This window comes from Pseudomonas sp. GL93 (assembly GCF_003408955.1).
GTDB lineage: Bacteria > Pseudomonadota > Gammaproteobacteria > Pseudomonadales > Pseudomonadaceae > Aquipseudomonas > Aquipseudomonas paracarnis.
In genome coordinates this window covers 282900-303730 of sequence record NZ_NKRF01000076.1, presented here as the reverse complement: position 1 = coordinate 303730, position 20831 = coordinate 282900, and the positions used below count along the sequence as shown (strand labels likewise).

The following is a 20831-nucleotide window of genomic DNA, read 5'->3' as shown; positions in this document are numbered from 1 at the left end:
ATTATATATAGACCACTGACAGCGTCCAATACAAACGTTTGTTTGAATTGCCTGCAGCCTAGATAAATCAAAGCAACGGGGCTTATGACTGACCATTTTGCCGTATTGACCAGAATAGGCGTTCCGGTCAAGATACGGTCGGTTTTGCGCTTCCCGTAGGCAGACTGCAGGTTTCAAGAGCACGTCCAAAGACAGGCCGAAGGCAATAAAGGTGATGCGCGCCCCAACGTTGGAGCGCAGTTTACACGCCGCGATAAAGAATGACCTCTCAGTCACCACTGACGAACGGTCGTCATTTCCCGTGTGCAAGGCCACAGCCGAGGTCTTTGGAGGTGCCCTTGTGTGCCGATGAGCATCAACCGCCAGGTTCGCCTAGGCGACTTTCTTTTCACCGGAGAGTAACGAGGAATCCATGAAGGTTCTTGTAGCTGTCAAACGCGTTGTCGATTACAACGTGAAAGTTCGCGTCAAGGCGGACAATTCCGGCGTCGACCTTGCTAACGTCAAGATGTCGATGAACCCTTTCTGCGAAATCGCTGTGGAAGAAGCTGTACGCCTGAAAGAGAAAGGCGTGGCGACGGAAATCGTCGTGGTGTCCATCGGCCCGACCACTGCCCAAGAGCAGTTGCGTACCGCTCTGGCCCTGGGCGCCGACCGCGCCATTCTGGTGGAGTCCGCTGAAGAGCTGACCTCCCTGGCCGTTGCCAAGCTGCTCAAGGCCGTTGTCGACAAGGAACAGCCACAACTGGTGATCCTGGGCAAACAAGCCATCGACAGCGACAACAACCAGACTGGCCAGATGTTGGCTGCACTGACCGGCTACGGCCAGGGCACCTTCGCTTCGAAAGTCGAAGTGAGCGGCGACAGCGTTGCGGTCACCCGTGAAATCGACGGCGGCGCGCAGACGGTTTCCCTAAAACTGCCGGCCATCGTCACCACCGACCTGCGTTTGAACGAGCCGCGTTATGCGTCCCTGCCAAACATCATGAAAGCCAAGAAGAAGCCTCTGGAGCCGCTGCCCCCGGCCGTTTGGGGCGTTCCCACCGCCTCTACCAACAAGACCGTTAAAGTCGAAGCGCCGGCTGCACGCAGCGCGGGCATCAAGGTCAAGTCGGTGGCTGAACTGGTCGAGAAACTGAAAAACGAAGCGAAGGTGATCTGATCATGACTATCCTCGTAATCGCCGAACACGATAACAAGGTGCTGGCCCCGGCCACCCTGAACACCGTGGCCGCAGCCGCTAAGATCGGTGGCGACATCCACGTCCTGGTAGCAGGGCAGGGCGCTGGCGCCGTGGTTGAAGCCGCTGCGAAAATCGCGGGCGTGAGCAAAGTCCTGAACGCTGACAATGCCGCTTACGCGCATCAGCTGCCGGAAAACGTTGCACCACTGGTAGCAGAGTTGGGCAAGAGCTACAGCCACATCCTGGCTGCCGCCACCTCCAACGGCAAAAACATCCTGCCACGCGTTGCCGCGCAGTTGGACGTTGACCAGATCTCCGAGATCATCTCGGTAGAAAGCGCCGATACCTTCAAGCGCCCGATCTACGCCGGTAACGCCATCGCCACCGTGCAGTCCAATGCTTCGGTCAAGGTCATCACCGTGCGCGCCACCGGTTTCGACCCGGTTGCCGCCGAAGGTGGCTCGGCTGCCGTTGAAGCCGTCTCCGCTGCCCACGACGCTGGCACTTCCAGCTTCGTCGGCGAAGAGCTGGCCAAGTCGGACCGTCCTGAACTGACCGCTGCCAAGATCGTCGTTTCCGGCGGGCGTGGCATGCAGAACGGTGACAACTTCAAGCACCTGTACGCCCTGGCCGACAAGCTGGGCGCTGCGGTCGGCGCTTCCCGCGCAGCCGTTGACGCAGGCTTCGTACCCAACGACATGCAGGTCGGCCAGACCGGCAAGATCGTGGCGCCACAGCTGTACATCGCCGTCGGTATCTCCGGCGCTATCCAGCATTTGGCCGGTATGAAAGATTCCAAGGTGATCGTTGCGATCAACAAGGACGAAGAAGCGCCGATCTTCCAGGTAGCCGATTATGGCCTGGTGGCGGACTTGTTCGAAGCCATACCTGAGTTGGAGAAGCTGGTCTAATCCAGCCACTTCACTTATAAAGAGCCCGGTCTTATGACCGGGTTTTTTTATTCCCTGTAGGAGCGAGCTTGCTCGCGAAAAACGTACAGGCGCCGCATTTATTCAGAAAATACGCGTTATCGTTGACGTTTTTCGCGAGCACTTTAGGAAGGAACATGCCATGGCGCTGCGCCCCTGGACTGTACTGCTAGGCCTTGCGCTGCTGCCGAGCCTGACGCTCGCCGCCGGCAAGTGCGAGCGCCTGGTGATCACCGGCAGCCCGGACGCGCCGCCATTACTCTGGCGTGACCCCCAGGACCCTACGCACCTGATCGGCGCCACCGCTGACGTGCTGCAACAAGTGGGCAAGGACCTCGGGCTGAAAATCGACCTGCTCTACGGCGGCAAACGCTCCCTGGCCCTGGATGAAGCGCGTAGCGGGCGCATGGACATCCTGGCCGATGCACCGCTGAACCTGGGTGAGCTGGACCACTTCGACTACATCCATCCGGCGCTGATGCAGACCGACTACCTGGTGTGGACGCGCAAGGATTCAGCCTTGGTCTATTCCACCGCCGCGGATTTGCACGGCCACACAGGTGCGGTATCGGAACGTGCGCGCTTGAGCGCCGAGTTCGAGACCTTCGCCGGCCAGCAACTCAACCTGCAACGCCTGCCCAGCTTGACGCCGGCCTTTCAGAAACTGTTGCTGGGTGAGGTGGACTACGTGCTGGCTGGGCGCTATTCCGGCATGGCCATGGCCCAGACTCTGGGCATGAGTAATGACCTGGTGGCCCATGCAGTGCCTGTCGATCAGCCTGGCCTATACCTGGCGATTTCCCACAACTCGGCCTGCAATGATCCGTGGCTGCGCGGACAGCTGACGAAAAAGATGACAGAATTGCTCGCCTCCGGTGCCGCTCAAGCCGCGCTGCAGCGCAATCTGGAGCGTTGGAAAGCGCAACTGCAACAACCTGTCGGCACCCCAACAAAGTAGGGATTTACAGTGATTTTTCGAGCTATTTTCGCGGCCCTCGCCGTTGTTGCGCTGGCAGGATGTGCAACCGATCCTGCGCCAATCGAACAAATGCGTCTGACCCAGCAAGCTTTGGAACAAGCCACTGCGGTCGGGGCCAACACCGATGAATCCCCCGAACTGAAACTGGCCGAAGAAAAATTCGCCAGGGCCAAGGGCAACATGGCCGACCAATCCTACAAGCGTGCGCGTATGCGCGCCGAGCAGGCTGAGTTGGACGCGCGCCTGGCCGAGGCCAAAGTGCTGACCGGCAAGAGCCAGGAACAATTGAACGTGCTCAATACCCGTATCACTCGCCTGCGTAAGCAACTGCAGTTGGGAGACGCACAATGAGCCCGATGATCCGTAGTTTGAGCTGTGTACTGCTGCTGGGCGGCGCGGCCTTGGGCGGCTGTGCCAGCCAACCCACGAGCGAGCAGGCGTTGCAGCAGGCCGGCGATGACTTTCAGAAGGTCAAGGAAGACGCCAACGTACTGCGCTTCGCGCCCAAGGACGTGATCCGCGCCGGCGAGTCCCTGGCCCGCGCCGATCGCCTGTCCAGCTACTGGGGCAGCGGCGCCGATGTGGTGCATTACGCTTACCTGAGCCAGCGTTACAGCGCCATCGCCCGTGAGCACACCCAGCAGGGCCTGAATGCCGAGCGCGGCACCCAACTAGAGTTGGAGCGTCAGCGCCTGCAACTGGCCTTGCGCGAAAACAAGCTGGCCAGCGTGCAACAGCAGGGCAAGTGGGTTGAAGCGCAAATCGCCAGCCTCACTACCCAGACCGACCGTGGCCTGGTGATGACCCTCGGGGACGTACTGTTCGACACCGGCGAAGCTGAGCTGCAGAACTCGGCCAACCGCACGGTGCTCAAGATCGTGCAATTCCTGCAACTGAACCCCAAGCGTCGGGTGCGCGTCGAGGGCTACACCGACAACACCGGTGGCGAGCAGGAAAACCTGAAACTGTCCCGCGACCGTGCTCAATCGGTGGCCGACCTGTTGATGGACCTGGGTATCGATGACAAGCGCATTGAGGTCGAGGGCTATGGCGACCAATACCCGGTGGAAGCCAATGCCTCCGAGCGTGGTCGTGCGCAGAACCGCCGGGTTGAAATTGTGTTCTCCGACGAAAAAGGCCAACTGGGCGCTGCCCGCTAACAGCTGACGCAGATCCAAATTGTGGGAGCGGGCTTGCTCGCGAATACGGTGTGTCAGTCAGCACATCCAGTACTGAGCCACCGCATTCGCGAGCAAGCCCGCTCCCACATTTCGTTTCGGCGATGCCCACCCTAACTCCCCCCGCAGTTTTTACTGTCACTCCCGCCCGCGCTCGACTATTGTGGCAACTGTCCCCGTACACTTCTAAACTGTGCTGGTATGTTTCACACAAAAATAAAATACCCGTGAAATCGAGTGCTGCGTCATGACCAATCTGTTGCTTTACCAACGTATTGCCCAGCAACTGGCTGAGGACATCCGGCGCGGTGTCTACCAACCGGGGGAGCGCGTGCCGTCGGTGCGCAAGATGAGTTCCCAGCTCAATGTGAGCCATGCCACGGTGCTGCAGGCCTACGCCAACCTGGAAGACCAGGGGCTGATCCGGGCGCGGCCGCAGTCGGGCTACTACGTGCACCAGACGCCAGCACTCACGGCGCCTACGCCCGATATCGCACGGGTCGAGCGCCCAGGGTTGGTCACCCGTAGCAGCATCATCCAGCAGGTGCTGGTCGAGTCGCGCCGTGAAGGGGTGTTTCCGTTGGGTGCGGCGGTGCCGAGTGTCGACTACCTGCCAGTGCGGGCACTGCATCAGCAGTTGGCCAAGGTCACGCGTTTCCAGAGCCCACGGGCCTTCAGCTACATGTTCAGCCCTGGCTTCGAACCACTGCGCCGCCAGGTGGCGATCCGCATGCGTGATGCGGGCGTGGTAGTGGACCCTTCCGAAGTGGTGATCACCCACGGCTGTGTCGATGCATTGCAAATGTCGTTGCGCGTGCTGACGCGCCCTGGCGACCTGATCGCGGCTGAATCACCAACCTATTACGGCTTGCTGCAATTGGCTGACCTGCTGGGCCTCAAGGTTATCGAGATCCCCAGCGACCCCGCCACGGGCATGAGCCTGGAGGCCTTGCAACTGGCCGCCAACCAATGGTCGATCAAGGCGCTGGTGCTGACCACGCGCCTGAGTAACCCGCTGGGCGGTACCATGCCGGAGGAGCGACAGAAACAGTTGCTGCGCCTGGCGTCGGACTTCGATATCCAGATCGTCGAGGATGATATTTACGGCGAGTTGATGTTCGAACTCGGCCGCACTAAAGCCCTCAAGGCCTACGACCGCCTCGACCGGGTGATCTATTGCTCAAGCTTTTCCAAGACCTTGTCGCCGGGCGTGCGCATTGGCTGGATGATTGCCGGCAAGTACCAGCAGGAAATCCAGCGCCTGCAGATGTTCAGCACGCATTCTGCTTGCAGCGTCACGCAGATGGGCGTCGCGGCCTATCTGGAAAACGGTGGCTACGACCGTCATTTGCGCTACATCCGCCAGGAATATCGCAAGAACCTCAGCGCCTTCCAGTTGGCGGTGCAGCAGTATTTTCCCGAAGGCACCCAGATGACCCGCCCGACCGGCGGCTTTATCTTGTGGGTCAGTTTGCCGGGGCGGGTCAATACCCAGGAACTGCATGTGCGTGCCCTGCAACAAGGCATCAGCATTGCGCCAGGGCTGATCTTTAGTAATACCGAACAGTTCAACCACTGTATTCGCCTCAATTGCGGCACGCCGTGGAACCGCGAGGCGGAGAGGGCGTTGATGACCCTGGGAATGCTTGCCAGCCAGCTGTGCCAGGAGGCCGCAGCGGGTTTTTGAGGCGAGCAAAGGGGACAAGACTGATCTGTGCCCTTGTCATGCCGCGCACAACAAGCGAGCATATGGCCTTCTGCCGTTAATGCTGTTGGCGATATGACTTCTATTTTTCGCGTTACGTTGATGCTGGGTCTGCTGAGCCTGTGCAATGCCGGCAGCGTGCTGGCTGCAGCGCCGGTGGCTGAAGGCAAGCCTGTTGTCGGTGCCGAGCAAAAGACCTCAGCCAAGCAGCCAGCGCCTGCGAAAAAAGCCCCCGCCGCACAAAAGAAAGCCGCCTCGACCAAAAAGCGTGCACCCGTGGCGAGCAAGTCCAAGTCGGCCCATGAAGTCGCCCAGACCAAACTGCCACCGGCACAGTTGGACCTGTCTCTGCCTTCGGACATGGTCAGGCATTTGCAACCCATCGGCACCATGCCCAAGCCCAAGAGTGTGCCCTTGTTGCCGCCAATGTTTGGCGAAAAGCCCACCGACAACAGCGCGTTCCAGATCAACGGCCGCTTGCTCAGCAATGAGATGAAGTTGCAACTGCGTAACGAAGAGCGCCGTGATGTTGAAGGCGCTGCGCTGGATTTCGAATTCAAGCAATAATCTTTCGCACCACAGGTGACCCAGGTCGCCGACCATCTGTCGCAGACTGATCGGTCACTTTTGTTTTGTGCGAAAAACCCCTGTTGGGCCATTTTAAAACGGCTGTTTAAGGGCGTACTCTAGCCCGGCCATCCCTATTGAGTCGTCGAGGACCTGCTGGTCATGAAATGCCGTGAAGGCTGTGGCGCATGCTGCATTGCCCCCTCCATCAGTTCACCGTTGCCGGGAATGCCCCAGGGCAAACCCGCTGGCGTTCGCTGCGTGCACTTGTCGGCGGAACAACTGTGCCAGTTGTTCGGTCAACCGCAGCGGCCAGCCGTATGCAGTGATTTCAAGGCCGATATTGAGGTGTGCGGCAATGACCAGGCCGATGCCATCCGCCTGATCGGTTGGTGGGAACAGATGACGGCGGCTTGATGGGCTTTACTATCGGAACTTCAACAATAAGGAATACAACGATGGGTTCGCTGAAACGAGTGGCTGTGCTGTGCGGTTTTACGCTGTTGTTTGCGGCTACTGCCCAGGCTGAGGATTGGCAAGTCGCCAAGGACGAAGACGGTATCAAGGTCTCCCTGAGCGAGATTGCCGGTTCCAAGTACAAGGCGTATCGCGGTGTGACGGTGATCAAGGCGCCTTTGGCCAAGGTCCAGGCGCTTCAGGAGGATGTGGTCGGTGCTTGCGCATGGATCCATGAATGCAAATCCCAGCAACTCGTCGACAAGAAAGGCGACGAGGCCTGGACCTACACCCAATTCAAGGCGCCGTTCCCCGTGACGGACCGCGACTCGTACATCCACGTCACCACCACCAAAGCCGCTGACGGCACCGTCACGCGCAAACTGGAAGGTGTGCCGACCTACAAACCAGAAGCAAAAGGCTACGTGCGGGTTGCCCAGGTGGACGGTTTCTGGAAGCTGGTGCCAAAGGGCGATAACCAGACCGAAGTCACCTACCAGGTACACACCGAGCCAGGTGGCAGTGTCCCCTCGTGGCTGGCCAACAAGTTCGTGGTGGAAGCGCCGTTCAACACCTTGAAAGCCTTGAAAGAACACGCTGAAAAATAAGTGCAGTTGATCCGGTGCCTCCGGGCTTGAGCGGAACGTTTTGCGCGCCGCCAAGGTCCAGATACTTGTAAGCCCACCTATGGGTTTTATCGAGGAGGCACCGATGCAAACGTGGCAAATTACCTTCGTTGATGATCACGGTGAAACGTCCGTGCAGCAGTTCACCTGCGAACAAAAGCCCAGCCTCGAAGACGCTGCGCATATGATTCGTGCGAAGCTGGTGCCGATCGCTGCCGAACTCGATCTCAATGACCTGGAAGGCCGGAAACCCGAGCCGACGGTCAAGATTCTTAAAGACCAGAACAGTATCCAGATTCTCGATATTTCTCCCTCCGTCTAAACATTTTTCACACGCCACACGAGCACCTCTGGTGGAGGTGATAGCTTCGCGCTACTCTGCAATCGAGATCAGCGAATGAATCGCTAAGGTCTGGTCTTGTCAGCTACATGCTTGTTTTCCTGCGGCGTTGTTATGCCGTGGTGCCCGCGCCAGCAGGGCGCGGGGCTTCAGGAAGCACGGAAAGTCTATCCATCGGTTTGAGGAGGACGTTTCATGAGCACAGCCTATCAAGAAGACATCAGCACCAACGTACTGCGCCGCATGAAAGAAGGCGGCTTTGACTTCTCGCGTTTTCACCCCATTGAGTTCTACGCCATTTTCCCGGATGAGGAACGGGCGCGCAGGGCTGCGGGTCGATTTCGTGGGGAGTCCCTGAATGCCCAGGTCAGCGCGCGCGACGATGGCGCCTGGTACCTGGAACTGAGCAAAATCATGTTCGCAACCTACGACGGCATAGGAGATTTCGAGCAAGACTTTGAGGCAGTAGTCGAGCCCCTGGGCGGCATTATCGAGGGATGGGGCGTCAAGCAGGAGGTGCGTGGGTTACCCATGTAGTTGGTATTTATGAGCACCACAGCGTATCGGCTGACCTTTGGGTCGGCCGATTTTGTTTGGGCGGTGTTTTACGTGCAAAAAAAGCCACCCGGATAGGGTGGCGGAAAGGGAAGCTCAAGGGAGTAGATCAGTACACGAAGTAACACGATATCGCTTGCACAAAAGGTTTCGCTGTAGGACATCTCCGGTTCAGCCGATGGAGGTGATTATCCGCAGTGCCAGCCGGGCAGTGAAATCAACTCTGGCTATGCTGTTGATAGTCAAAGACCGCATTGCGATGAGGCGCGCGACGTGACCCAAGCCATTGTGCGCACCAGGACGGTGCGAGGAATGTGGTTGGATTAATCAACTGACTGATTATTAAGTGTTTATGCCGCTGGCACGGGCCTTGCGAAGGTTCTTGCGTCCGGGTGACAAGGAGTACGGCATGATCCGCACTTATTACGATGAAATGTACGATGGGGCAGGGCAGGTTCGCCCCCATTACCGCGAGTTCGCCCGTTGGCTGGCCGATACCCCTGCCGATCTGCTGGCCCAGCGCCGGCGTGAAGCCGATTTGCTGTTCCACCGCGCCGGTATCACCTTCACCCTCTACGGGGACGAACAAGGCACCGAGCGCCTGATCCCCTTCGACACCATCCCCCGCAGCATTCCGGCGAGTGAATGGCGGATTGTCGAGCGCGGTTGCATCCAGCGGGTCAAGGCGCTGAACCTGTTCCTCGCCGACCTCTACCACGACCAACGCATCATCAAGGCCGGCATCATTCCTGCCGAACAGGTACTGGCCAACGAGCAATACCAACTGGCAATGCAGGGCCTGGATTTGCACCGCGATATCTATTCGCACATCTCCGGGGTCGACCTCGTACGCGATGGCGACGGCACGTACTACGTGCTCGAGGACAACCTGCGCACGCCCAGCGGTGTCAGCTACATGCTCGAAGACCGCAAGATGATGATGCGTCTGTTCCCCGAACTGTTCGCTGCCCAGCGCATCGCACCCATTGACCATTACCCTAACCTGCTGCTCGACACCCTCAAAAGCGCCAGCCCACTGGATAACCCCAGTGTGGTGGTACTGACGCCCGGGCGTTTCAACAGCGCGTTCTTCGAACATGCCTTCCTGGCTCGGGAAATGGGTGTGGAATTGGTGGAAGGCGCGGATTTGTTCGTGCGCGATGACCGTGTGTTCATGCGCACCACCGACGGGCCCAAGGCTGTCGATGTGATCTACCGTCGCCTCGATGATGCGTTCCTTGACCCGCTGGCTTTCAACCCGGACTCCATGCTCGGTGTACCCGGCCTGCTTGCCGCCTACCGTTGCGGCAACGTGGTGCTGGCCAACGCCATTGGCACCGGGGTTGCGGACGACAAATCTGTGTATCCGTTCGTCACCGAGATGATCCGCTTCTACCTCGACGAAGAGCCGATCCTGCAGAACGTTCCGACCTTCCAATGCCGTAAGCCTGACGAATTGTCCCACGTACTGGCCAACCTGCCCGACCTGGTGGTCAAGGAAACCCAGGGCTCCGGTGGTTACGGCATGTTGGTTGGCCCGGCGTCTACAACCGCAGAAATCGAAGCGTTCCGGGCGCGTATCAAGGCCAAGCCACACGCCTATATCGCGCAGCCGACCCTGTGCTTGTCCACCTGCCCGACCTTTGTCGAAAACGGCATCGCCCCACGTCATATCGACCTGCGCCCCTTCGTGTTGTCCGGCAAGGAGACCCGCGTGGTACCGGGTGGCCTGACCCGCGTGGCGCTGCGCGAAGGTTCGCTGGTGGTCAACTCGTCCCAGGGCGGCGGAACCAAAGACACCTGGGTGGTCGAGGACTGATGCCATGTTGAGTAGAACTGCCTCGGATTTGTACTGGATGTCGCGCTACCTGGAGCGCGCCGAAAACCTCGCGCGCATGCTCGATGTCAGCTATTCGCTGTCGCTGATGCCCCAGGACGGACGCGGCGATGGCCTGCACGAATTGGCCATGCCGCTGTTGATCACCGGCACCCTGGAGGAATACCACACGCGCCATGGCCCATTGCACGCTGAACGCTTGCTGCACTTTTTTGCCTTGGACGCGGCCAACCCAGCGAGCATCTACAGCTGCCTGGGCGCAGCGCGGGCCAGCGCCCATGCGGTACGTGGGCGAATCACCGCCGACATGTGGGAAAACATCAACGTCACCTGGCTGGACATTCGCGATATCGCCCAGCAGGGGCTCAGCCATTACGGCATGAGCCGGTTTTGTGAGTGGGTCAAGGAGCGTTCCCATCTGTTTCGGGGCGCCACGTACGGCACCATCATGCGCAACGATGCCTTCCGCTTTATTCGCCTGGGCACCTTTATCGAGCGCGCCGATAACACCCTGCGCTTGCTGGATGCACGCTACGAAATGGCCGGCGAACAGGCGGCGGCGGTCAGCGATGGCACGGCTCACGCGTATTACCAATGGAGTGCGTTGCTGCGCGCACTGTCGTCGTTCGAGGCGTACACCGAGATTTATCGCGATGCGCCAGGCGCTCGGCAAGTGGCCCAGCTGTTGCTGTTACGCGCAGATGTGCCGCGTTCGCTGCGCGCTTGCAGCGAAGAGATCGACCAGATCCTCGCCAGCCTGCCCGGCCTCAATGGCCGCCCGGCCCAGCGTCTGGCCGCCGAGATGGATGCACGCCTGCGCTTTACCGCCATCGACGAAATCCTCGAGGAAGGCCTGCATGCCTGGCTGACCGACTTTATCCCCTTGGTCCGCCAGTTGGGCGACGCCATCTACAGTTCCTACCTGGAGGCGGCATGAGACTCTCCATCAGCCACGACACCACCTACCACTACGAAGACCAGGTGCGGGCCAGCATCCAGTACCTGCGCCTGACCCCCCATGACAGCGAGCGCCAACACGTGCTGAGCTGGCAACTCGACCTGCCGCGCCCGGTGCGGGCACAGGTGGACCCCTTCGGCAATATCTTGCATGTGCTCACGCTGGACGAACCCCACGACGCTATCATCATCGGCGCCCGGGGCGTGGTGGAGATCGATGAATTGCGCGAGGCCGAACACGAAAGCCAGTCTGCCTTTCCGTTCCTGCGCTCGACGCGCCTCACCGAGCCCGACGACGCCCTGCGCGGGTTTGCCGAGCAACACTGCCATCAGCGCCGCGACCGCACGGCGCTTATCGACTTGATGCAGGCGCTTAACCACTCCATGGTCTACACCCCCGGCGCGACCGACGTCGATACCTGCGCCGCCCAGGCCTTTGCAGGTGCCGCTGGCGTGTGCCAGGACCACACCCATGCGTTCCTGGCCTGCGCACGCAGCCTGGGGATCCCGGCGCGGTATGTGTCGGGGTATTTGTACACCGAAGACAGCTCGCACCTGGCCAGTCATGCCTGGGCCGAAGCCTGGCTGGATGACGCCTGGTACAGCTTTGACGTGACCAACCAACTGGCGCGGCCGGAGCGGCACTTGAAGCTGGCCGTCGGCCTGGACTACCTCGACGCCTGCCCGGTACGTGGCATGCGCCGTGGCGGTGGGCATGAGCAGATGCACGCCAAGGTATTCGTGGCGCCGCAGCAATGACCGTTCCCGCGCTCTGCGTGGGTATGATCGATATTGATCGTTCCCACGCACTGCGTGGGAATGCAGCCGAGGACGCTCCGCGTCCCAAAGCGTGACGCAGAGCCTCACAAGAGGCATTCCCACGCAGAGCGTGGGAACGATCGACGATTACTCGGGAAGCCTGATACCCAATGATGCTCTCAGGGTTTTCGCGAGCAAGCTCGCTCCTACAACTTGCGGCCCGCCATATGCCGCAGATATCCCACCAGCAAGTCCAACTCAGTGTCCGGTAATACACTGGCTGTAAACGCCGGCATCTTCGCCTGTGGCCAGTGCCTCAGGCTCTGCGGATCACGAATGTAACGCTTGAGGAAGTCGCCGCTGAAATACTCGGTGGGGTTGTAGGGCACATTCAGGTCCGGCCCCATCTGGGCATCACCGCCGCCATTGAGGCGATGGCACGCCAGGCAGTTCTTCTGGAACAACGCGAAGCCTTGGTTGATCGGGTCGTTTGCCGCCAGCTTCGGGTCGGGCAATAACGCCGGGAAACGCTCGCCAACCGTCTGCAACTGCTTGAATTTTGATACCTGGAACGGCCACTGTTCCGGGCTGATACGTCCGGCTTGAGGGTTGGTCCAGACTAGATAGAAAGGTCCAGCGCTGGGCTTGCCTTGTGCCAGCGGTGGCCATGGATGGGCCGGGTCTTCCACCGCCAGCCAGGCGCGGGCACCGTTTTTGTCTAGTAACGGCGCGGCGGCAAGTTCGGCGGCAAAACCATCAAGGGCAACGGCTTGCAGGTGGTTCGCAGGTTTAAGGCCCGGCAAGAGCACTGCGAGGGGCACCGCGCGATAGGTCATAGTGCGCTTGTAGGACACATCATCGACGATCTGCACCGTCTGAGCCTCCGGGTGCTTGAGCAGCTCGGCGGTCTGCCAGGTCTTTTGGCTGTGGTCCAACTCGATGGTCAACTGTGCCGCCGTCGCAGGCAGGCTCAGCAGCAGGGCAAAAAGGGCGAGGATCGGTTTCAAGGCGCAGCCCCGTTGCGAGAGAGTGAGGGCGCACACGATAACGGAAAACGGCAGGTAAAAAGACAGCCCCTGCAACAGGAGCGCTAAGCGCAATGTCCTGGCAGGTGCTGCCAAAAGCTGCAGGCCTGGTGCGGTGTGTGCACGGAAGCTGGGAGTGTCACCCAATAACCTTGGTTAAATTGGGCAAGATCAGAATCAAGGTGGTGGCGAACAGAATAAGTCCCGCCTGACGTACTTTCGATTGTTTGAACATGGCTGACTGCCTTTTCTTTTGTTGTTATTCCTGAGCGTCAAATGCGTGCCGTTGTATTCAGTATCGCGAGGTGACGTTGCACTTTTCTTACAGCTGCTCCAGCAAAACCCGGCAGCAGCGTCTTACAGATTCAACCTTAGAGCGCCCGTTCTTTCTGGCTTAGACTCATTTCATATCAGCTAAGAAGTATTTGCGCTAAAAACGGCATGAGGCTTATTGCCATCTTGGCGCCAGGCCTAGGGCTAGACAGCTAAAACGATTAATCAGGCATTTCCCATAGAGACCTACCGTTCGTCCGAGCGAGGGGGTCAAAAGCAATGAGCGCATCCGTCATTGAAACCGTGTCAATCGGGCCTAAGGTAGGGGCACACACCCACAGCGGTTCGAGGATGTCATGACCCAAGCTTTGATCTTTGATGCGATACGCACGCCCCGAGGTAAAGGCAAGGCCGACGGTGCCCTGCACAGCGTCAAGCCGGTAAACCTGGTGGCGGGCTTGCTCACGGCGTTGGCGCAGCGCAGCGACCTCGACACCCGCCAAGTGGATGATATCGTCCTGGGCTGCGTCACCCCCGTGGGCGACCAGGGCGCCGATATCGCCAAGACCGCCGCGCTGGTGGCCGACTGGGATGTCAGTGTTGCCGGTGTGCAGGTCAATCGCTTCTGCGCGTCGGGCCTGGAAGCGGTGAACCTGGGGGCGATGAAGGTGCGTTCCGGCTTCGAAGACCTGGTGGTCGTCGGCGGCGTCGAATCCATGTCCCGCGTGCCCATGGGCAGCGATGGCGGCGCTTGGGTACTCGACCCGCAAACCAATATGCACAGCCACTTCACGCCCCAAGGCATTGGCGCCGACCTGATCGCCACCCTGGAAGGCTTCACGCGCCAGGATGTCGACACCTTTGCCCTGCAGTCCCAGCAGAAAGCCGCCAGGGCGCGGGCAGACGGTTCCTTCAACAAGTCGTTGATTGCGGTGCACGACCAGAACGGCATCGTGCTGCTGGACCATGACGAATTTATCCGCGGCGACTCAACCCTCGAGGGCTTGGGCAAGCTCAAGCCGAGCTTCGAAATGATGGGCCAGATGGGCTTCGACGCCACCGCGTTGCGGGTCTATAGCCACGTGGAGCGCATCCACCATGTGCACACGCCGGGCAACAGTTCCGGCATCGTGGATGGCGCCGCGCTGATGCTGATCGGCTCCGAGGCCAAAGGCCGCGAGCTGGGCCTGCAACCGCGGGCGCGTATTGTCGCAACGGCGGTGACCAGTACCGACCCGACCATCATGCTCACCGGCCCCGCGCCGGCCACTCGCAAGGCGCTGGCCAAGGCCGGTCTGCGGGTTGAAGACATCGACCTGTTTGAAGTCAACGAAGCCTTTGCTTCGGTCGTGCTCAAGTTCATCAAAGACATGGGCATCGACGCTGCACGGGTGAATGTCAACGGTGGCTCCATTGCCATGGGCCACCCCTTGGGCGCCACCGGCTGCGCGATCCTCGGCACCTTGCTCGACGAGCTGGAGGTGCGCCAGCAACGCTACGGCCTGGCCACCTTGTGTGTCGGCGGTGGCATGGGGATCGCCACCATTATCGAACGCCTCTGAGCCTAAGGAATTTGTCATGACCGATGCCATTCGTTACGAAAAAGGCCAGGACCAGATCGTGGTGCTGACCCTCGACATGCCCGGCCAGAGCGCCAACACCATGAACGCCGTCTACCGTGAAGCCATGGCGGCCACCCTCACGCGCCTGGAAGCTGAAAAAGACGAGATCGCCGGGGTGGTGATTACCTCGGCCAAGAAAACCTTTTTTGCCGGGGGCGACCTCAATGAGCTGATCAAGGTCGATAAAACCCACGCCAAGGCGTTCTACGACAGTGTGTTGGTATTGAAAGCGCAGTTGCGCCGCCTGGAAACCCTCGGCAAACCGGTGGTGGCCGCGATCAATGGCGCGGCCCTGGGCGGCGGTTGGGAAATTTGCCTGGCCTGCCATCACCGGGTCGCGCTGGACGACAAGTCAGTGCAACTGGGCTTGCCGGAAGTCACCCTTGGCCTGTTGCCAGGTGGGGGCGGCGTGGTGCGTATGGTGCGCATGCTTGGCCTGGAAAAGGCCTTGCCGTATTTGCTCGAAGGCAAAAAGGTGCGGCCCGCCCAGGCCCTGCAAGCGGGCTTGATTGATGAGTTGGCGGCGGATCGCGAGGCATTGCTGGCCCAGGCCCGCGCCTGGATTCTGGCTAATCCCGACGTTAGGCAACCCTGGGACAACAAGGGCTACGCAATTCCCGGCGGCACGCCGTCCCACCCTAAAGTCGCGCAGATGCTCGCCATTGCCCCGTCGATTTTGCGTAGCAAGACCCAGGGCTGCTTCCCTGCGCCGGAGAAAATCCTGTGTGCGGCGGTCGAGGGCGCCCAGGTGGACTTTGACACCGCGCACCTGATCGAAACCCGCTACTTCACCGAACTGGTGACCGGGCAAGTGGCAAAAAACATGATCGGCACCTTCTGGTTCCAGCTCAACCAAATCAACGCCGGCAGCTCGCGCCCGCAGGGTTTTGCGCCTTATGTAACGCGCAAAGTCGGTGTGCTCGGCGCCGGGATGATGGGCGCGGGCATCGCCTATGTCAGTGCCTGTGCGGGGATCGAGGTGGTGCTCAAAGACATCACCCTGGCCGCCGCTGAAAAAGGCAAAGCCCATTCGGCCGCATTGCTGGACAAGAAAGTCAGCCGTGGGCAATTGACCGCCGAACAGCGCGAAACCACCCTGGCGCGCATTCATCCTACGCTGGATGACGCCGACCTGGCCGGCTGCGACCTGATCATCGAGGCCGTATTCGAAGACCGCGCACTCAAGGCCAAGGTTTCGGCCGCGGCGCAAAGCGTGGTGGGGGCTGACGCGGTGATCGCCTCCAACACCTCCACCTTGCCCATCAGCGGCCTGGCCACGGCGGTGCCCGATCAAGCCAAGTTCATCGGCCTGCACTTCTTCAGCCCTGTGGACAAAATGCCCCTGGTGGAAATCATCAAAGGTGCGCGCACCAGCGACGAAACCCTGGCCCGAGGGTTTGACTTCGTACTGCAAATCAAGAAAACCCCGATTGTGGTCAACGACAGTCGCGGCTTTTTCACCTCACGGGTATTCGGCACCTTTACCAACGAAGGCATCGCCATGCTCGGCGAAGGCGTGGCCGCGCCGATGATCGAGACCGAAGCGCGCAAGGCCGGGATGCCGGTGGGGCCGTTGGCGGTGTCCGATGAAGTGTCCCTCAGCCTGATGAGCCATATCCGACAGCAAACGGCCAAGGATCTGCAGGCCGAAGGCAAGGCCATGCCAAACCATCCGGCGACGGCGGTGATCGATCTGTTGGTGAACGAATACAAGCGCACAGGCAAGGCGGCCGGCGGTGGTTTTTACGACTATCCCGCAAGCGGCCAGAAGCACCTGTGGCCTGAGCTGAAAAACCGGTTAGAACAGCCCGGCAAGCAAATCTCACCTAAGGACGTGCGCGACCGCTTGCTGTTTATCCAAGCCATCGAAACCGTGCGTTGCGTGGAGGAGGGCGTGTTGATGTCCACGGCGGATGCCAACGTTGGTTCAATCTTCGGCATCGGTTTTGCCGCTTGGAGTGGCGGCGCGTTGCAGTTTATCAATCAGTATGGGCTGAACGACTTCATCGCCCGCGCCCGCTACCTCGCCGAGGAGTACGGGGAGCGCTTCTCGCCGCCGGCGTTGTTGCTGGAAAAAGCCGCAAAAGGCGCAATCTTCTAAGTACCTCACTGTAGGAGCGAGCTTGCTCGCGAAAAACGCACAGGCAACGCTTTTATCCAGGATACCTGCGTTATCGTTGACGTTCTTCGCGAGCAAGCTCGCTCCTACAGTGAGTGTGGGCGCCCATTGAGGGCTTGCTTTGGGGGTGTATTTCAAGGCAGGCTCTGGGTGTGCAATATTCCCATCGCCGTGTCAGGTATTTTTTATGTCGCTACGCGTCTGCATCCTGGAAACCGATATTCTGCGTCCCGCTTTGATCGATGAGTACCAAGGCTATGGGCAGATGTTCAAGCGCCTGTTTGCCAAGCAACCGATTGCCGCCGAGTTTGTGGTCTACAACGTGGTGCAGGACGAGTACCCGCCGGATGACGAAGTGTTTGACGCGTACCTGATCACCGGCAGCAAGGCCGATTCGTTCGGTACCGACCCTTGGATCCAGACCCTCAAGACCTACCTGCTCACGCGCTATGAGCGTGGCGACAAGCTGCTGGGTGTGTGCTTCGGCCATCAGTTGCTCGCGCTGCTGCTGGGCGGCAAGGCCGAACGTGCCAGCCAGGGCTGGGGCATGGGCACCCACGCCTACAAGCTGGATGCCAAGACGCCATGGATGAGTCCTGAGGTGCCGGAACTGACGCTATTGATCAGCCACCAGGATCAAGTCACCACGTTGCCGGAAAACGCCACGGTGATCGCCTCCAGCGAATTTTGCCCGTTTGCCGCGTACCACATCGGCGACCAGGTGCTGTGCTTTCAGGGGCACCCGGAATTTATCCATGACTATTCCCGCGAGTTGCTGGAGATTCTTCAGACGACCCTGGGTGAGAAGGTCTACAGCAACGGCGTGGCCAGCCTGGACCGCGACCACCACGGCGTGACCGTGGCGGAGTGGATGATGCGCTTTGTCGCGCACCAGCCTGAAGCCAAGGCTTAAAGCCAGCCCGAACGCTTGAAGCTGGCCCATAAACCGGTACAGCCCAAGGTAATAAAACCGAGCACCGCAAAATAGCCGTAGTGCCATTGCAGCTCGGGCATGTTCTGGAAGTTCATCCCGTAAATCCCCGCCACCGCCGTGGGGAACGCCAGGATCGCCGCCCACGCGGCGAACTTGCGCTGCACCACGCTCTGGCGCGAGGCCTCGAGCAGCACACCGATCTCGATGGTCTGGCTGGCAATGTCGCGCAGGGTGGTGAGGTCTTCCATCTGTCGCGTAACGTGGATTTGCACATCACGGAAATACGGGCGCATGTTCTTGTCGATAAACGGGAAGCTGAGCTTCTGCAGCTCCTGGCTGATTTCCACCATCGGCGCCACATGACGCTTGAGCCGCAACACATCGCGGCGCAGGCCGTGGAGATGCTGGATATCACGCTCGTTGAGCGAACTGCACAGCACGTTACGCTCCAGCTCATCAATCTCGGCGTGGATCGCCTCGCTCACCGGCTGATAGTTTTCGGTGACAAAATCCAGCAACGCATAAAGTACGAAATCTTCCCCATGCTCCAGCAACAACGGTCGCGCCTCACAACGCTGGCGCACAAAACCGTAGGACGCCGAGTGGCCGTTGCGTGCGGTGATGATATAGCCGTTGCCGGCAAAGATATGGGTTTCGATAAACTCCAGCTTGCCGTTCTCGCGCACCGGTGAGTAGGTGACGATAAACAGCGCGTCGCCGAAGGTTTCCAGCTTCGGGCGGCTGTGTTTTTCCATCGCGTCTTCGATCGCCAGTTCGTGCAGGTTGAACTGGCGTTGCAGGTTGTTCAATTCCTGGGCGCTGGGTTCTTCCAGGCCGATCCACACAAAGTGCCCAGGTTTGGCGGCCCAGGCCGCGCCTTCATCGAGAGTGATATCTGAGACTTTCTTACCGGCGCTGTAGACGGCCGCCGCAACAACTCTACCCATGGTGCTGATCACTTCTTATCAAGAGGACAGATGTTGGGCAGCTTAGCCTGAATGGCGTTCCGTTGTTGCTGATGACATTACCCATTCCCCTGTAGGAGCGAGCTTGCTCGCGAAGATCGTCAACGATAACGCAGCGCCATCAGGTGGGACCGTCGTCGCTTATACGTTTTTCGCGAGCAAGCTCGCTCCTACAAGCTCACGGTCCATTTGTGCAATGCACTCATCCATCTGCGTCTGACACGTCAGCAGCAACTGAGGGATGTCATCCACCGTCAATCCACAGGTAGGAATCGGCGGCAACGAGCGTATCAGCACACTGCCGCTGTCCCAACGATTGAGCTTCATCTGCGTCACGTAATTGCTGACACACACCTGCACGATAGGCACACCGGCCGCAATCGCCATATGGAACGCGCCTTTCTTGAACGGCAACAACCCTTTGCCCAGGTTGCGCGTGCCTTCCGGGAACACCCAGATCGACGTGTCCTCATGCTGCAAGGTATGCGTGGTGGTGAGCATCGCACGCCGTGCCTTGTGCGCATTGCCACGGTCGATCAGCACATTGCCCGCCAGCCAGAACAATTGGCCGAACAGTGGTACCCATTTCAGGCTTTTCTTGGCGATGCAGACCGTGCGATGGGGCACCACATTGCCGAACACAAACAGATCGTAGTTGGACTGATGATTAGCGATTACCACGCAGGTACCGGGCTTGTTGCGCAGCGAGTCGACGTCGGTCTTCACGTTCAAGCCCAGGATCCGCATGGCCGGCAACGCATACAGGCGAGCGCAGAGACGGCTGTTGTCCGGATTGAACGGCCGGCACACACCGACCAGCACACCCAGCACGCCAGCGATCATAAAATGCAGGCTCATCAACAACATACGCAACAGAAAAAGCATCGACACGGCCCATCGGGACAAAAGGTGGCGCAGTGTACGGATGTGCACTGTATTCGGCAATTGCCCCTACAGATGTAGGAGATAGCCGATGTTTAAGCGCATGTTTCCACATGGGCCGATAACGGCTAGCTAGAGCGGCTCCGGACGTTTCACATTTATAGGTAAGAAAAAGCCCGACTCAAGGTCGGGCTCAGGCACAGCAGGTGTAGGATTTAGCTCAGGCTATGGCCCTGATCCTGGATGATTGCATCGTCCAGAGCTTCGAGCAGTGCGCGGCGCACTTTCAACTTGGTGTGCTTGTGCGCGTTCATATTGATCTTCTTCAGCTGCCGTGCCGCTTCCAGTGCGGCGGCGTGCAGTTCTTCCGGTGCCACCACCTTGTCGAGGAAGCCGGCGTGCAAGGCGCCTTGTGGATCAAACATCTCGGCATTGATCACCGAACGCTGAAACGCCGACTTACGCAGGCGGTCCCGCGCCAACTCGATACCGGCGTGGTGCATGGTCATGCCAATCGCCACTTCATTGAGGCCAATGCTGAACGGGCCTTCGACGCCAATCCGATAATCGGCCGACAACAACAGGAACGCGCCCTTGGCCACCGCATGCCCAGGGCAGGCCACGATCACCGGGAACGGATGCGCCAACATCCGCCGCGCCAGGGTCGAACCCGAGGTCACCAGGCTGATTGCCTCTTTAGGGCCGGCGGTCATCACCTTCAAATCATAACCACCCGACAAAATCCCCGGCGTACCCGTGATGATCACCACCGCCCGATCCTTCTCGGCTTGATCCAGCGCCGCATTAAACTCACTGACCACCGCCGGAGAAATGGCATTCACCTTGCCGTTGCTCAGGGTCAGGGTCGCGATACCGTCTTCGAAGTGGTAGGCAATCAACTCACTCATGACGCGGTTCCTTGTAGGGTTTGTTATAGAGG

At 59.6% G+C, this 20831-nt stretch carries 21 protein-coding genes; 17 read left to right on the top strand and 4 right to left on the bottom strand.

What is annotated here, in order from left to right; translation table 11 throughout:
• The first annotated feature begins 412 nt into the window (after positions 1-412).
• The 14 genes from CER19_RS16130 to CER19_RS16065 all read left to right on the top strand — a co-directional run bounded on the left by CER19_RS16130 (position 413) and on the right by CER19_RS16065 (position 12071).
• The gene (locus CER19_RS16130; RefSeq protein ID WP_116667122.1) at positions 413-1162 is read left to right on the top strand and encodes an electron transfer flavoprotein subunit beta/FixA family protein; all 750 of its coding nucleotides are present in this window, start codon (positions 413-415) and stop codon (positions 1160-1162) included.
• Positions 1163-1164: 2 nt separating this feature from the next.
• Complete coding sequence (locus CER19_RS16125) at positions 1165-2094, top strand: electron transfer flavoprotein subunit alpha/FixB family protein (protein ID WP_116667121.1); 930 nt, start codon at positions 1165-1167, stop codon at positions 2092-2094.
• 160 nt (positions 2095-2254) lie between these two features.
• On the top strand, positions 2255-3070 hold the full coding sequence (locus CER19_RS16120) for an ABC transporter substrate-binding protein (protein WP_116667120.1): 816 nt from the start codon (positions 2255-2257) through the stop codon (positions 3068-3070).
• 9 nt (positions 3071-3079) lie between these two features.
• Positions 3080-3442, top strand: coding sequence for a DUF4398 domain-containing protein (locus tag CER19_RS16115; RefSeq protein WP_116667119.1), 363 nt, complete (start codon positions 3080-3082; stop codon positions 3440-3442).
• Positions 3439-4251, top strand: a complete 813-nt coding sequence (locus CER19_RS16110) for an OmpA family protein (protein WP_116667118.1) — start codon at positions 3439-3441, stop codon at positions 4249-4251. Before CER19_RS16115 ends, CER19_RS16110 begins: the two co-directional genes overlap by 4 nt.
• Before the next feature lie 265 nt (positions 4252-4516).
• The gene (locus CER19_RS16105; RefSeq protein WP_003193472.1) at positions 4517-5956 is read left to right on the top strand and encodes a PLP-dependent aminotransferase family protein; all 1440 of its coding nucleotides are present in this window, start codon (positions 4517-4519) and stop codon (positions 5954-5956) included.
• 93 nt (positions 5957-6049) lie between these two features.
• A complete protein-coding gene (locus CER19_RS16100) occupies positions 6050-6541 on the top strand; it encodes a translation initiation factor 2 (RefSeq protein WP_116667117.1) in 492 nt (163 codons plus the stop codon).
• Positions 6542-6703: 162 nt separating this feature from the next.
• Positions 6704-6958: a YkgJ family cysteine cluster protein gene (locus CER19_RS16095; protein WP_116667116.1), complete on the top strand. Its 255-nt coding sequence runs from the start codon at positions 6704-6706 to the stop codon at positions 6956-6958.
• A gap of 41 nt (positions 6959-6999) precedes the next feature.
• Positions 7000-7605: an START domain-containing protein gene (locus CER19_RS16090; protein WP_116667115.1), complete on the top strand. Its 606-nt coding sequence runs from the start codon at positions 7000-7002 to the stop codon at positions 7603-7605.
• 103 nt (positions 7606-7708) lie between these two features.
• Positions 7709-7945: a hypothetical protein gene (locus CER19_RS16085; RefSeq protein ID WP_116667114.1), complete on the top strand. Its 237-nt coding sequence runs from the start codon at positions 7709-7711 to the stop codon at positions 7943-7945.
• A gap of 213 nt (positions 7946-8158) precedes the next feature.
• Positions 8159-8500, top strand: coding sequence for a ribonuclease E inhibitor RraB (locus CER19_RS16080; RefSeq protein ID WP_003193463.1), 342 nt, complete (start codon positions 8159-8161; stop codon positions 8498-8500).
• Between the two features lie 427 nt (positions 8501-8927).
• Positions 8928-10337: a circularly permuted type 2 ATP-grasp protein gene (locus CER19_RS16075; RefSeq protein WP_116667113.1), complete on the top strand. Its 1410-nt coding sequence runs from the start codon at positions 8928-8930 to the stop codon at positions 10335-10337.
• Positions 10338-10341: 4 nt separating this feature from the next.
• Entirely contained in the window at positions 10342-11292 is a 951-nt protein-coding gene (locus CER19_RS16070; RefSeq protein ID WP_116667112.1) for an alpha-E domain-containing protein, read from the top strand.
• Positions 11289-12071, top strand: a complete 783-nt coding sequence (locus tag CER19_RS16065) for a transglutaminase family protein (protein WP_116667111.1) — start codon at positions 11289-11291, stop codon at positions 12069-12071. The genes CER19_RS16070 and CER19_RS16065 overlap by 4 nt, the downstream gene beginning before the upstream one ends.
• Before the next feature lie 206 nt (positions 12072-12277).
• Here CER19_RS16065 and CER19_RS16060 read toward each other — a convergent pair whose 3' ends face one another.
• Positions 12278-13078, bottom strand: a complete 801-nt coding sequence (locus CER19_RS16060; protein ID WP_116667131.1) for a cytochrome c — start codon at positions 13076-13078, stop codon at positions 12278-12280.
• 647 nt (positions 13079-13725) lie between these two features.
• Here CER19_RS16060 and CER19_RS16055 point away from each other — a divergent pair.
• From CER19_RS16055 to CER19_RS16045, 3 genes are all read left to right on the top strand, one after another.
• The gene (locus tag CER19_RS16055) at positions 13726-14931 is read left to right on the top strand and encodes an acetyl-CoA C-acetyltransferase (protein WP_054920493.1); all 1206 of its coding nucleotides are present in this window, start codon (positions 13726-13728) and stop codon (positions 14929-14931) included.
• Between the two features lie 16 nt (positions 14932-14947).
• Positions 14948-17092 carry a 3-hydroxyacyl-CoA dehydrogenase NAD-binding domain-containing protein gene (locus CER19_RS16050; protein WP_116667110.1) on the top strand — a complete coding sequence of 715 codons (2145 nt, stop codon included), beginning with the start codon at positions 14948-14950 and terminating at the stop codon, positions 17090-17092.
• A gap of 205 nt (positions 17093-17297) precedes the next feature.
• Complete coding sequence (locus CER19_RS16045; protein ID WP_116667109.1) at positions 17298-18023, top strand: amidotransferase; 726 nt, start codon at positions 17298-17300, stop codon at positions 18021-18023.
• Here the strand turns inward: CER19_RS16045 and CER19_RS16040 are convergent.
• The 3 genes from CER19_RS16040 to CER19_RS16030 form a co-directional block, all read right to left on the bottom strand.
• The gene (locus tag CER19_RS16040; protein ID WP_003193449.1) at positions 18020-18991 is read right to left on the bottom strand and encodes a magnesium and cobalt transport protein CorA; all 972 of its coding nucleotides are present in this window, start codon (positions 18989-18991) and stop codon (positions 18020-18022) included. The genes CER19_RS16045 and CER19_RS16040 overlap by 4 nt on opposite strands.
• A gap of 159 nt (positions 18992-19150) precedes the next feature.
• Entirely contained in the window at positions 19151-19894 is a 744-nt protein-coding gene (locus CER19_RS16035; protein WP_116667108.1) for a 1-acylglycerol-3-phosphate O-acyltransferase, read from the bottom strand.
• A 212-nt stretch (positions 19895-20106) separates the two neighbouring features.
• Positions 20107-20799 (bottom strand): crotonase/enoyl-CoA hydratase family protein, encoded by a 693-nt coding sequence (locus tag CER19_RS16030; RefSeq protein ID WP_014719521.1) that lies wholly within the window; start codon positions 20797-20799, stop codon positions 20107-20109.
• Positions 20800-20831: the final 32 nt, after the last annotated feature.